General features: G+C 70.0%; 9 protein-coding genes. 2 read left to right on the forward strand and 7 right to left on the reverse strand.

What is annotated here, in order from left to right; genetic code table 11:
* Window positions 1–99 precede the first annotated feature (99 nt).
* Window positions 100–2,694: an ATP-dependent chaperone ClpB gene (gene clpB / locus ACWC5C_RS26245; RefSeq protein ID WP_450879131.1), complete on the reverse strand. Its 2,595-nt coding sequence runs from the start codon at window positions 2,692–2,694 to the stop codon at window positions 100–102.
* A gap of 141 nt (window positions 2,695–2,835) precedes the next feature.
* Between clpB and ACWC5C_RS26250 the strand changes: the two genes are divergently transcribed.
* Window positions 2,836–3,246: a pyridoxamine 5'-phosphate oxidase family protein gene (locus ACWC5C_RS26250; protein WP_450879133.1), complete on the forward strand. Its 411-nt coding sequence runs from the start codon at window positions 2,836–2,838 to the stop codon at window positions 3,244–3,246.
* A gap of 41 nt (window positions 3,247–3,287) precedes the next feature.
* Here ACWC5C_RS26250 and ACWC5C_RS26255 read toward each other — a convergent pair whose 3' ends face one another.
* From ACWC5C_RS26255 to dnaK, 5 genes are all read right to left on the reverse strand, one after another.
* A complete protein-coding gene (locus tag ACWC5C_RS26255) occupies window positions 3,288–3,659 on the reverse strand; it encodes a cupin domain-containing protein (RefSeq protein WP_450879135.1) in 372 nt (123 codons plus the stop codon).
* Between the two features lie 114 nt (window positions 3,660–3,773).
* Window positions 3,774–4,259 carry a heat shock protein transcriptional repressor HspR gene (locus ACWC5C_RS26260; protein ID WP_450879137.1) on the reverse strand — a complete coding sequence of 162 codons (486 nt, stop codon included), beginning with the start codon at window positions 4,257–4,259 and terminating at the stop codon, window positions 3,774–3,776.
* A 4-nt stretch (window positions 4,260–4,263) separates the two neighbouring features.
* Complete coding sequence (dnaJ, locus tag ACWC5C_RS26265) at window positions 4,264–5,451, reverse strand: molecular chaperone DnaJ (RefSeq protein ID WP_450879139.1); 1,188 nt, start codon at window positions 5,449–5,451, stop codon at window positions 4,264–4,266.
* 45 nt (window positions 5,452–5,496) lie between these two features.
* Window positions 5,497–6,156 (reverse strand): nucleotide exchange factor GrpE, encoded by a 660-nt coding sequence (grpE, locus tag ACWC5C_RS26270; protein ID WP_450879141.1) that lies wholly within the window; start codon window positions 6,154–6,156, stop codon window positions 5,497–5,499.
* Entirely contained in the window at window positions 6,153–8,021 is a 1,869-nt protein-coding gene (dnaK, locus tag ACWC5C_RS26275) for a molecular chaperone DnaK (RefSeq protein ID WP_450879143.1), read from the reverse strand. The genes grpE and dnaK overlap by 4 nt, the downstream gene beginning before the upstream one ends.
* 273 nt (window positions 8,022–8,294) lie before the next feature.
* Here dnaK and ACWC5C_RS26280 point away from each other — a divergent pair, with 273 nt between their 5' ends.
* A complete protein-coding gene (locus ACWC5C_RS26280) occupies window positions 8,295–10,559 on the forward strand; it encodes a heterodisulfide reductase-related iron-sulfur binding cluster (protein ID WP_450879145.1) in 2,265 nt (754 codons plus the stop codon).
* Window positions 10,560–10,630: 71 nt separating this feature from the next.
* Here ACWC5C_RS26280 and ACWC5C_RS26285 read toward each other — a convergent pair whose 3' ends face one another.
* A complete protein-coding gene (locus tag ACWC5C_RS26285) occupies window positions 10,631–13,429 on the reverse strand; it encodes a SpoIIE family protein phosphatase (RefSeq protein ID WP_450879147.1) in 2,799 nt (932 codons plus the stop codon).
* Between the last annotated feature and the right edge of the window lie 286 nt (window positions 13,430–13,715).

Here is a 13,715-nt window from a genome sequence, read left to right on the forward strand (position 1 = left end):
TGGATTTCCCTTCGTATGGATACCGCCATCCTCCCTCACACCCGCCCCCGCCGTACAACCCTGACCGGACCTTTGCGCGATCAAGACAGGGGCGGTGGTTCAGCGCGCCGGGCCCACCAGGAGGCCGTCTCCGGCCCTCTCGACCCGGACCGTGTCGCCGTCCCGGACCTCGCCGGAGAGGATCTCCCTGGCCAGCCGGTCGCCGATCGCGGTCTGCACCAGACGGCGCAGCGGGCGCGCCCCGTACGCCGGGTCGTTGCCCTCCTCGGCGAGCCAGGCCAGCGCCTCGGGGCTGACCTCCAGGGTCAGCCGCCGCTCGGCGAGGCGCCGGGCGAGCGCGGCGATCTGCAGTTCGGCGATGCGGGACAGTTCGTCCTGGCTGAGCGCGGAGAAGACCACCAGGTCGTCCAGGCGGTTCAGGAACTCCGGCTTGAAGGAGGTACGGACCGTCTCCAGGACGCGTCGCTTCTTCTCCTCCTCGCTGAGCAGCGGGTCCACCAGGTACTGGCTGCCCAGGTTGGAGGTGAGCACCAGGATGGTGTTGCGGAAGTCCACCGTCCGGCCCTGGCCGTCGGTGAGCCGCCCGTCGTCCAGCACCTGGAGCAGGATGTCGAAGACCTCGGGGTGGGCCTTCTCCACCTCGTCCAGCAGCACCACGCTGTACGGGCGGCGGCGCACCGCCTCGGTGAGCTGGCCGCCCTCCTCGTAGCCGACGTAGCCGGGCGGGGCGCCGACCAGCCGGGCGACGCTGTGCTTCTCGCCGTACTCGCTCATGTCGATGCGGACCATGGCCCGCTCGTCGTCGAAGAGGAAGTCGGCGAGCGCCTTGGCCAGCTCGGTCTTGCCGACACCGGTGGGGCCGAGGAAGAGAAACGATCCGGTGGGCCGGTCCGGGTCGGCGATCCCGGCCCGGGTCCTGCGCACGGCGTCGGAGACGGCCCGTACGGCCTCGGTCTGGCCGATCAGCCGACGGCCCAGCTCATCCTCCATGCGCAGCAGCTTCTGGGTCTCGCCCTCCAGCAGCCGCCCGGCCGGGATGCCGGTCCAGGAGGCGACCACATCGGCCACGTCGTCCGGGCCGACCTCCTCCTTGACCATGGTGCCGCGGTCCTCCTGCTGCACCTCCGCCTCGGCCTCCGAGGCCTCGGCCAGCTCCCGCTCCAGGGCCGGGATCTCCCCGTACAGCAGCTTGGAGGCGGTGCCGAAGTCGCCGTCGCGCTGGGCGCGCTCGGCCTGGCCGCGCAGCTCGTCCAGCTTCTCCTTCAGCTCACCGACCCGGTTGAGGCCCTGCTTCTCCTTCTCCCAGCGGGCGGTCAGGCCGCGCAGCTCCTCCTCCTTGTCGGCGAGGTCGCGGCGCAGCTTCTCCAGCCGCAGCTTGCTGGCCTCGTCGGTCTCCTTGGCGAGCGCCATCTCCTCCATCTTCATCCGGTCGACGGAGCGCTGCAGCTCATCGATCTCTACGGGTGAGGAGTCGATCTCCATGCGGAGCCGGGAGGCGGCCTCGTCGACCAGGTCGATGGCCTTGTCGGGGAGGAAGCGGGAGGTGATGTACCGGTCGGAGAGGGCCGCGGCGGCCACCAGCGCGCCGTCCGCGATCTGCACCTTGTGGTGCGCCTCGTACCGGCCCTTGAGGCCGCGCAGGATCGCCACGGTGTCCTCGACGGTCGGCTCGGCGACCAGCACCTGCTGGAAGCGGCGCTCCAGCGCGGCGTCCTTCTCGATCCGCTCGCGGTACTCGTCCAGCGTGGTCGCGCCGACCATGCGCAGCTCACCACGGGCCAGCATCGGCTTGAGCATGTTGCCCGCGTCCATGGACGAGTCGCCGCCCGCGCCCGCGCCGACCACGGTGTGCAGCTCGTCGATGAAGGTGATGATCTGGCCGTCGCTGGACTTGATCTCGGCGAGGACGGTCTTCAGCCGCTCCTCGAACTCGCCCCGGTACTTCGCGCCCGCGACCATCGCGCCGAGGTCGAGCGCGACCAGCCGCTTGTCGCGCAGGCTCTCCGGCACATCGCCCTTGACGATGCGCTGGGCCAACCCCTCCACCACGGCGGTCTTGCCGACGCCCGGGTCGCCGATCAGCACCGGGTTGTTCTTCGTACGCCGCGAGAGCACCTGCACCACGCGCCGGATCTCCTGGTCCCGGCCGATGACCGGGTCGAGCTTGCCCTCGCGCGCGGCGGCGGTGAAGTCCGTGCCGAACTTCTCCAGCGCCTTGTACGTGCCCTCCGGATCGGGAGTCGTCACCCGCTGTCCACCCCTGGCCTTCTCGAACGCGGCGAGCAGCGGCTTGACGCTCGCCCCCTGCTGGTCGAGCAGCTCCCCGGCCTGGCCGCCCTTGGCGGCGACGCCGATCAGAAGGTGCTCGGTGGAGATGTAGTCGTCGCCGAGGTCCTTCGCGCGCTGCGCGGCGTCCACGAGGACCGCCTGCAGTTCGCGGCTGGCCTGCGGCGGGGCCACGGTGGAGCCCTGCACGCTGGGCAGGGCGGCGAGCAGCCGCTCGGCCCCGTTCCGTACGGCGGCCGCGTCGGTGTCGACGGCGGCCAGCAGATCCATGATGTTCTCGTTGTCCTGCCCGGACAGCAGGGCGAGCAGCAGATGGGCCGGGGTCAGATCGGCGTGCCCGGCGGACACCGCCCGGTCATTGGCCGCGCTCAGCGCCGCCCGGCTCTTGTTGGTCAGCTCGGCGTCCACGTACCTGGCTCCTCCTCATCGCGCTGCGGCGGACCACAATCCTGCCTGCACAACCAATCCTGCCGTGCACAACATGCGTAAAGTTGAGTCTATTCCACTCAACTGTGTCTCCGCCAGCGTTCTGGCCATAGGTTCCCGTCCATGGCCCTCGATCCACGCAACCCGGACCCCGCGTACCTCGCCTTCTGGCGCGAACGCCACCTCTGCACCCTCACCACCCTGCGCCCCGACGGCACCCCGCACGTCGTCCCGGTCGGCGTCACCTACGACCCCGAAGCCGGGCTCGCCCGTGTCATCGCCAGCGGTCACAGCCGCAAGGCCGCCCACGTCCGGGCGGCGAGCGAGTCGGCGGACGGCGCGCGGGTCGCCGTCTGCCAGATGGCGGGCAAGCGGTGGGCCACGCTGGAGGGGACCGCCCGGGTACGTACCGAACCCGAGCTGATCGCCGACGCGGAACGCCGCTACGCGGAACGCTACGAGCGCACGCCCCGCCCCAACCCGCACCGCGTCCTGATCGAGATCACGATCACCCGGGCGATGGGACGGGGGTGAGGCGCGCGAGGCTCACCGCCGGCCGGGAACCCCCGCACCGATCAGGGGTCGGCCCCGTCGATCCGCGCGTAGGCCTCGGCCATCTCGCCGCCGGTGTCGTACACCACCACCTGCTCGTCGCCGACCACCCACGCGTCGTGGCCGGGCGGTATCACGAACACGTCGCCGGGCCCCACCTCGGCCTCGGCGCCGTCGTCCATCCGCAGCCGCATCCGCCCCCGCACCACGACCCCGCAGTGGCGGACCTGGCAGCTCCGGGTACCGGCCAGCGGCCGGACCGACTCCCGCCAGCGCCAGCCGGGCTCGAAGGTGCCCACGGCGAAGTCCAGCCCCGTCAGATGCAGCCTCTCCAGATGACCTCCAGGGAAGTCCCGCCGCTCATCCGGCTTGTCCAGCGTCTTGATCTCCAACATGTGCGGTACCTCCTCCCACACCTCCATGGTGCGCCCGCCGCGGGCCCCGGCCACATGAGCGAGGCCCGGCGACCGTAGAGGTCACCGGGCCTGTCGCGCTGCCGAAGGGAGACGCTAATCCCTGCGCTTGGGCTTGGGACGCCAGACGACCAGGGCACTGCCCTGGTGGACGTCCTGGTAGGGCACCAGGTCGCGGCGGTACGAGGCGTGGACCTGGGCCTCGCGCTGCTGCATCGCGGCGGCCGCGCCCTCGACGGCCGACTGCAGCTCGGCCACGCGCGACTGCAGCGCGGCGACCTGGTTCTCCAGCTCGATGATGCGCTTGATCCCGGCGAGGTTGATCCCCTCGTCCTGGGACAGCTGCTGCACCTGGCGCAGCTGGTCGATGTCGCGCGCGGAATACCGCCGGCCGCGGCCGGCGGTACGGTCCGGGGAGACCAGCCCGAGGCGGTCGTACTGACGCAGGGTCTGCGGATGCAGGCCGGAGAGCTGAGCGGCGACCGAGATGACGTACACCGGCGATTCGTCGGTCAGCTCGTACGGATTACGTGACCGGCCGGGTCCCCTGCCTCCGAGGCCCCCTCGGCCGTGCGTCTCCATTGGGTCATGCTCCCTTCGCGGCCTGGAACAGCTCCGCCCGCGGGTCATCGCCCGCGGTCGCCTCCCGGTAGGACTCCAGCGCCTCACGAGCGGCAGTGCTGAGGTCCTTCGGCACCGTCACCTCGACGGTGACCAGCAGGTCGCCGCGGGTGCCGTCCTTGCGCACCGCGCCCTTGCCACGGGCGCGCATCGTGCGGCCGCCCGGCGTACCGGCCGGCAGCTTCAGGGTGACCGGCGGGCCGCCCAGCGTCGGGACCCTGATCTCGCCGCCGAGCGCCGCCTCCGGAAGGGTGACGGGGACGGTGACGGTCAGGTTGTCGCCGCGCCGGCCGAAGACCGGATGCGGGTCCACATGGACGATGACGTAGAGGTCACCGGCCGGACCGCCGGTCTCGCCCGGGGCGCCCTTGCCGCGCAGCCGGATCCGCTGGCCGTCGCTGACGCCCGCGGGGATACGGACCTGCATGGTGCGAGCGGAACGGGCCCGTCCGCTGCCCTTGCAGGTCTCGCACGGGTCCTGCGCGATCAGGCCTCGGCCCCGGCACTCCACGCACGGGTCGGTGAGCGAGAAGCCGCCCCCGCCGCCCCGGCTGACCTGCCCGGTGCCGACGCAGGTCGGGCAGACCCGCGGGGTGCCGTTCTTGTCGCCGGTGCCGGAGCACGACTTGCACGGGGCCTGGCTGGACATCCGCAGCGGGACGGTGGCCCCTTCGACGGCCTCGGTGAAGCTGAGCGTCACCTCGGACTCGACGTCCTGGCCGCGCCGCGGCTGGGTCCGGGTGGGCCCGCCGCGGTTGAAGAGACCGCCGAACACGTCGCCGAGCCCACCGCCGAAGCCACCGGCACCGCCCGCGCCACCGGGGCCGCCCTGGGCGCCCCCGAAGAGGTCCCCCAGGTCGAAGTTGAAGCTTCCGGTGGAGCCCGCCCCGCCCGGCCCGGGGCGGAAGCCCCCGTTGCCGAACAGGGAGCGGGCCTCGTCGTACTCCTTGCGCCGCTTGGGGTCGCCGAGGATGTCGTTCGCCTCGGAGATCTCCTTGAAGCGCTCCTCGGCCTTGGCGTCGCCCTTGTTGGCGTCCGGGTGGTACTCGCGGGCGAGCTTCCGGTACGCCTTCTTGATCTCCGCCTCGGTGGCGTCCTTGGGGACGCCGAGAACCTTGTAATAGTCCTTCTCGACGAAGTCCTTGGTGCTCATCCCCGACGTCCCTCCTCTCCTGGTATTCCTGCCGTCACCGTCGCGTCAGCCCTCTTCCGGGCCACCGCTCTCCTCGTCCGGCGCCGTGCCGTCGCCTTCGCCCGGGCCCTTGGACGAGGCGCCCGGCTGGGGCTCGGCGACCGCGACCCGCGCCGGGCGAATCGTTCGTTCGCCGATTCGATACCCCGGCTGGAGAATCTGCACGCACGTCGTCTCGGTGACATCCGGCGCGTACGAGTGCATGAGCGCCTCGTGCACCAGCGGGTCGAAGGGCTCGCCCTCCTTGCCGAACTGCTGCAGGCCCAGCTTCGCCGCCACGGTCTCCAGCGATTCGGCGACGGACTTGAAGCCGCCGACGAGTTCGCCGTGCTCCCGCGCCCGGCCGATGTCGTCGAGCACCGGAAGCAGCTCGCTCAGGAGGTTCGCGACCGCGACCTCCTTGACCTGCACCCGGTCCCGCTCGACCCGGCGCCGGTAGTTCTGGTACTCGGCCTGGATGCGCTGGAGGTCGGCGGTCCGCTCATTGAGGGCGGTACGCACCTGGTCCAGCTGCGCCTGAATGGCTACCTGTTCCATGTCCCCGGCCGGGGCGCCCGGACCCGCCTTGTCGGCGGACCCGGCGCCCTTCGCCGCGTCGTCGGGGGTCTGCGCGGCTTCGGAGGGGACGTCGGGCTGCTCCTCGAAGCCCGGAGTCTCCTCCGTCACGCGGCACCACCCTGGCCCTTGTCGGCCTTCTCGTCGTCGACGATCTCGGCGTCCACCACGTCGTCATCGGCCTTGGCCTGGGCGCCCTCGGCACCATCCGCACCGGCGGCACCGGCCTCACCGGCGGCGGCGTCGGTGTTGGCGTACATCGCCTGGCCCAGCTTCTGGCTGACCGCGGCGACCTTCTCGGTCGCGGTGCGGATCTCGGCGGTGTCCTCGCCCTTGAGCTTCTCCTTGAGGTCGGCGACCGACTCCTCGACCTCGGTCTTGACCTCGCCCGGGACCTTGTCCTCGTTGTCCTTGAGGAACTTCTCGGTCTGGTAGACCAGCTGCTCGGCCTGGTTGCGGGTCTCGGCGGCCTCGCGGCGCTTGTGGTCCTCCTCCGCGTACTGATCGGCCTCGCGCATCATGCGGTCGATGTCGTCCTTCGGCAGCGCGGAGCCGCCGGTGACGGTCATCTTCTGCTCCTTGCCGGTGCCCAGGTCCTTCGCCGCGACGTGCATGATGCCGTTCGCGTCGATGTCGAAGGTGACCTCGATCTGCGGCACCCCGCGCGGGGCCGGCGGCAGGCCGGTCAGCTCGAACATTCCGAGCTTCTTGTTGTACGCGGCGATCTCGCGCTCGCCCTGGTAGACCTGGATCTGCACGGACGGCTGGTTGTCCTCGGCCGTCGTGAAGATCTCCGAGCGCTTGGTCGGAATGGTCGTGTTCCGCTCGATCAGCTTGGTCATGATGCCGCCCTTGGTCTCGATACCGAGGGACAGCGGGGTGACGTCCAGCAGGAGGACGTCCTTGACCTCACCCTTGAGGACACCGGCCTGGAGGGACGCGCCGATGGCGACGACCTCGTCCGGGTTGACGCCCTTGTTGGCGTCCTTGCCGCCGGTCAGCTCCTTGACCAGCTCGGCGACGGCGGGCATCCGGGTCGAGCCGCCGACCAGGACCACGTGGTCGATCTCGGACAGCGAGATACCCGCGTCCTTGATGACGTTCTGGAACGGGGTCTTGCAGCGCTCCAGCAGGTCCGAGGTCAGCTGCTGGAACTGCGAGCGGCTGAGCTTCTCGTCCAGGTGCAGCGGGCCCTCGGCGGAGGCCGTGATGTAGGGCAGGTTGATGGTGGTCTCGGTCGAGCTGGACAGCTCGATCTTCGCCTTCTCAGCGGCCTCGCGGAGGCGCTGGAGAGCCATCTTGTCCTTGGACAGGTCCACGCCGTTGGCGTTGTTGAACTGCTTGACCAGGTAGTCGACGACGCGCTGGTCCCAGTCGTCACCACCGAGGTGGTTGTCACCGTTGGTGGCCTTGACCTCCACCACGCCGTCGCCGATCTCCAGCAGCGAGACGTCGAAGGTGCCGCCGCCGAGGTCGAAGACCAGGATGGTCTGGTCGTCCTTCTCCAGCCCGTAGGCGAGCGCGGCGGCGGTAGGCTCGTTGACGATACGCAGGACGTTGAGGCCCGCGATCTCACCGGCTTCCTTGGTCGCCTGGCGCTCGGCGTCGTTGAAGTACGCCGGGACGGTGATGACCGCGTCCGCGACCTTCTCGCCCAGGTACGCCTCGGCATCCCGCTTCAGCTTCTGCAGGATGAAGGCGCTCATCTGCTGCGGGTTGAAGTCCTTGTTGTCGAGGTTGACCTTCCAGTCGGTGCCCATGTGGCGCTTGACCGACCGGATGGTCCGGTCGACGTTGGTCACCGCCTGGCGCTTGGCCACCTCGCCGACCAGTACCTCGCCGTTCTTCGCGAAGGCGACGACGGAAGGCGTGGTCCTGGCGCCCTCGGCGTTGGTGATGACGGTGGGCTCACCGCCTTCGAGAACACTGACGACGGAGTTCGTCGTACCCAGGTCGATGCCGACCGCACGTGCCATTTCGGGATCCTCCAGCTACAGCATTGAGTGGAACAGGCTCAAGCGTGCATGATCCGCTTTTCGCTGTCAACAGACATGAGTCGTCACGGCTCAACTTTTATATGAGTCTTATGATCAAGAGAGCATTTGAGGAGGTCAGCGGGCGGGGCCGGGCGAGCGACGCAGATCACCGGCCGGTCGACTACATGGCCGTGCACCCGGCCGGGTAATCTCGGTAAGACAAAATAAGTTACTGCTTAGTAATTCCCGCTCTCGCAGGTTCGAGGAGCCCTTATGCAACTCGCCGCGATCATCGTGTCGCTGGTCCTCATCGCGGTCGGCGTCGCCCTGTTCGGCCGCGCCATCCTGCAGATCTACCGCTTCGTGACGCTCGGCCAGCCCGTCCCCGCGGGCACCCGGACGGATGACCCCACCGGGCGTACGGTCACGGTGGTCAAGGAGTTCCTCGGGCACACCCGGATGAACCGCTGGGGCATCGTCGGGGTGGCGCACTGGTTCGTGGCCGTGGGCTTCTTCTCTCTGCTGCTGACGATCGTCAACGCCATCGGCCAGCTCTTCCAGTCCGACTGGCTGCTGCCGGTGATCGGCGACTGGCTGCCGTGGGAGATCTTCACCGAGGCCATCGGCCTGATGACGACGCTGGGCATCCTCACCCTGATCGTCATCCGGCAGCTCAACCGGCCCGACGACGCGGGCCGCAAGTCCCGCTTCAGCGGCTCCAACATCGGCCAGGCCTACTTCGTCGAGGCCGTCATCCTCATCGTCGGCCTGTCGATCATGACGCTGCGGGCCCTGGAGGGCGTCCAGCACGGCGTCGACCACTACGAGATCGGCTTCTTCGCCTCGTACCCGCTGATCGCCGCCTTCAAGGGGCTGAGCCTCACCACCATCCAGAACCTCACCTACCTCGTCGCCATGATCAAGATCGCGACGTCGTTCATCTGGATGATCACGGTCTCCCTCAAGACCGACATGGGCGTGGCCTGGCACCGCTTCCTGGCCTTCCCGAACATCTGGTTCAAGCGTGAGGCCGACGGCGACGTGGCGCTCGGCGCGCTGCTGCCGATGGTGAGCGACGGCGAGCCGATCGACTTCGAGGACCCGGACGAGGACGCCCAGTTCGGCGTCTCACAGATCGAGCACTTCTCCTGGAAGGGCATCCTCGACTTCTCCACCTGCACCGAATGCGGCCGCTGCCAGTCGCAGTGCCCCGCCTGGAACACCGGCAAGCCGCTCTCGCCGAAGCTGCTGATCATGTCGCTGCGCGACCACGCGCACGCCAAGGCCCCGTACCTGCTCGCGGGCGGCGGCAAGGATGCCGAGGGCGAGGAGAAGGCCACCGCGGAGCAGCTCAAGGACGTGCCCGCGAGCGCCCTCGCCGAGGCCGAGCGCCCGCTGATCGGCACGCTCGAAGAGAATGGCGTCATCGACCCGGACGTCCTGTGGTCCTGCACCACCTGCGGCGCCTGCGTCGAGCAGTGCCCGGTCGACATCGAGCATATCGACCACATCGTCGACATGCGCCGCTACCAGGTCATGATCGAGTCGTCCTTCCCGAGCGAGGCCGGGACGATGCTCAAGAACCTGGAGAAGAAGGGCAACCCGTGGGGTCTTGCCAAGAAGCAGCGGCTGGCCTGGACGAAGGAAGTCGACTTCGAGATCCCGGTCGTCGGCAAGGACATCGAGGACCTGAGCGAGGTCGACTACCTGTACTGGGTCGGCTGCGCCGGGGCCCTGGAGGACCGCGCCAAGAAGACCACCAAGGCCTTCGCGGAGCTGCTGCACATCGCGGGCGTCAAGTTCGCGATCATGGGCGGCGACGAGGCGTGCACCGGTGACTCGGCCCGCCGCCTCGGCAACGAGTTCCTGTTCCAGCAGCTCGGCCAGCAGAACGTCGAGATGCTGAACATGGCCTTCGGCGAAGATGCTGACGAGGGCGTCGTGGTCGAGCAGGCGAAGAAGAAGATCGTCGCGACCTGCCCCCACTGCTTCAACACCATCGCGAACGAATACCCGCAGCTGGGCGGCCACTTCGAGGTCATCCACCACACCCAGCTGCTCCAGCACCTCATCGACGAGGGCAAGCTGATCCCGGTCACCCCGGTCGAGGGTCTGATCACCTATCACGACCCCTGCTACCTGGGCCGCCACAACAAGGTCTACACCCCGCCGCGCGAGATCATCGCCAAGGTGCCGGGCCTGCGGAACGAGGAGATGCACCGCCACAAGGAGCGCGGCTTCTGCTGTGGCGCGGGCGGCGCCCGGATGTGGATGGAGGAGCGGATCGGCAAGCGCATCAACAACGAGCGCGTCGACGAGGCCCTGTCGCTCAACCCGGACATCGTCTCCACCGCCTGCCCGTTCTGCCTGGTCATGCTGACGGACTCGGTCAACGGCAAGAAGAATGATGGCAAGGTGAGCGAGTCGCTCCAGGTCGTGGACGTGGCGCAGCTGCTGCTCGACTCGGTGAAGACGCCCGCCGAGCCGGAGGGCGACGGCGAGTCGGCGAAGGCCCCGGAGCCCGCGCCGGTGAAGTGACCCGCTGAGCTACGACGCACCGAGGCCCGCCTGCGCGGTTCGCAGGCGGGCCTCGTGCCGTACCTACGGCCTTACCCCCTCGGCTTGCCGTTCTTGGGCGGCGGCAGCGTCTGCTCCGTCCAGATGACCTTGCCCTCCGCCGTGTACCGCGTCCCCCACCGGTCGGCGAACTGCGAGACCAGGAACAGCCCGCGGCCGCCCTCGTCCGTCGTCGCCGCGTACCGCAGATGCGGCGAGGTGCTGCTCGTATCGGACACCTCGCAGATCAGGCTGCGGTCACACAGCAGCCGCACCCGGATCGGGCCGGTGGCGTAGCGGATGGCGTTGGTGATCAGCTCGCTGAGGATCAGCTCGGTCGTGAACGCCACGTCCCCCAGCTCCCACTCCGCGAGCTTCCCGGCCACCGCCGCCCGCATCTCGGCGACCTGGGCCGGTTCGGACGACACCTCCCAGTCGGCGATCCGCCCCGGCTCCAGGATCCTCGTACGGGCGACGATCAGCGCGATGTCATCGCTGGGGCGCTCGGGCAGCAGCGCGTCCAGCACCGCGGAACAGGTCTGCTCCGGGGAGCGTCCGGGGTGGGACAGGGCGTCGCCCAGCATTTCCATGCCCGTCTCGATGTCCCGGTCGCGCTTCTCGATCAGCCCGTCCGTGTAGAGCACCAGATGGCTGCCCTCGGGCAGTTCCAGCTCGGCCGTCTCGAACGGCAGCCCGCCCAGGCCCAGCGGCGGGCCCACCGGCAGATCGTTCAGGAACTCCACCGAGCCGTCCGGGCTCACCACGGCGGGCGGCGGATGACCGGCGCGGGCCATGGTGCAGCGCCGGGTGACCGGGTCGTAGATCGCGTACAGACAGGTGGCCCCGATGATCACCTCACCGCCGCCGTCGCCGTCCGCCAGGGCGCTGTGGCCCTCGTCCTGGTCGATGCGGGCGATCAGGTCGTCCAGATGGGACAGGATCTCGTCCGGGGGCAGGTCGAGGGTGGAGAAGTTGTGCACGGCGGTGCGCAGCCGCCCCATCGTGGCCGCCGCGTGCAGCCCATGGCCGACGACGTCGCCCACCACCAGCGCGACCCGCGCGCCGGGCAGCGGGATGACGTCGAACCAGTCGCCGCCGACGCCCGACTCGGCGGGCAGATAGCGGTACGCGACGTCGAGGGCGTTCTGCTCGGGCAGCACCCTCGGCAGCAGGCTGCGCTGGAGGGTGACGGCCATGGTGTGCTCGCGGGTGTAGCGGCGGGCGTTGTCGATGCTGACGGCGGCCCGGGTGACCAGCTCCTCGGCGAGCGAGACGTCGTCCTCCTCGAACGGTTCGGGCTTCTCCGCGCGCATGAAACTGGCCACGCCCAGCACCACGCCCCTCGCCCGCAGCGGGACCGTGATCATCGAGTGGATGCCGCAGTCGACGATCTTCCGGGCCTGGTCAGGGTCCTGCTCCTGCCACCCCCCGTGGTCGCTCAGCACGGGTACGACCGTGACGACGCCGGTGCGGAAGCCCTGGGCCTGGGGTGCGTTCGGGGTGAACCGGATCAGCTGGCCGAGCGGGTAGAGCGGCACGTCGTCGCGGATGCCGCTGAGCGCCGTACGCCGCAGGGGCGTGGGGCGGCCGTCCGCGCTCCCGCCGCCGCCCGTCGTACCGGCGGCGCCGTCCTGCGGCTCCTCGCCGCGCAGGACGGAGTCCGCGAGGTCGACGGAGACGTAGTCGGCGAACCGGGCCACCGCGTACTCCGCCAGCTCCTGCGCGGTGCGCACCACGTCCAGCGTGGTGCCGATGGACACGCCCGCGTCGTACAGCAGCTTCAGGCGGTTGCGGGCCAGGTCGACCTTGCCGGACAGCGCGCGCAGCTCGGTGGTGTCGCGCAGGGTCGCGACGCTGCCGGGCGGGCCGCCGTTGCGATCGGTGGGGCGGTGGCTGACGGACAGCAGCCGCTCGCCCGCCGTATGCACCTCGTCGGTGGCCGGGCGCCCCGAGACCAGCAGCTCGGCCGTGTACGGATCGAAGCCCAGCTCGGCGACGAGACGGCCCTCGGCGTCCTGGGGCAGGTCGAAGAGGCGGCGCGCCTCGTCGTTGGCGAGCACCAGGCGGCCGTCGCCGCTGACGATCAGCACCCCCTCGCGGACGGCGTGCAGCACCGCGTCGTGGTGCTCGTACATCCGCGTCATCTCGGCCGGGTCCAGACCGTGGGTCTGGCGCCGCAGCCGCCCGTAGACCAGCGCCGTGCCCACCGTGGCCAGGCCGAGCGCGGCCGCGGCGGCGGCGAACAGCAGCGGCAGCTGGTGGTTGGCCGCGCCGCTCACCTTCTTGATCGTGATCCCGGCCGAGACCAGGCCCACGACCTTCCCGCGCTGGTCGAGGACGGGCACCACGGAGCGCACGGAGAGGCCGAGCGTGCCGGTGAAGGTCTCCGTGACCGTACGGCCCTTCACCGCACCCTCGATGCTGCCCATGAAGTGCTTCCCGATCCGGTTCGGGTTGGGGTGGGTGTAGCGGATCCCGTGGGTGGACATGGCCACGACGAAGTCGACGCCGGAGCCCTTGCGGGCCCGCTCGGCGAGCGGCTGCAGCGCGGCGGTCGGATCGGCGCCGCGCATCGCGGCGGCCATGCCCGGGGCGTTCGCGAAGCTCTCGGCGACGGCCATCGAGCGGTTACGGGCCTCGCGCTCGCTGTCGTACCGGGACTGCAGGACGAGCGCCACCACGGCGGCGACGACGAGCAGCAGCACGACGCCCACCTGCAGGACGAAGACCTGGCCCGCGACCGTACGCACACCACGGCCCGGGCGGCGGCGCTTCCGGTCGCGCCGACGGCCCCGGAGGCCCTGCCCCTCGTAGCGCTCCCGCGCCCGCGGCGACTGGTGTGCCTGGGGCACCTCGGTTTCGTGCGCCGCGGCGTCGTGCCCGTTCCGCTCGCGGGCACTCCGTTGACGGCGGGGGCCTTGATGGCCGCGCTGATTCCGCCAGTCGGTCATGGTCCGGGCCAAGGGGACCCGTGATCGACCGAATAGTCCGGCCATGTCGTTATTTTTAGCACCCTCGTGCTGTGGCGGGCGAGCGGCATCCGCCGCTGCCGGCCGGCCACTCCCGTCCGACATCGCGCCTACACCCCGCTCGCACCCTCCATGGGTCTCGGTGCCTCACCCGTCACTGACGCATCGT

This window comes from Streptomyces sp. NPDC001700 (genome assembly GCF_053596435.1).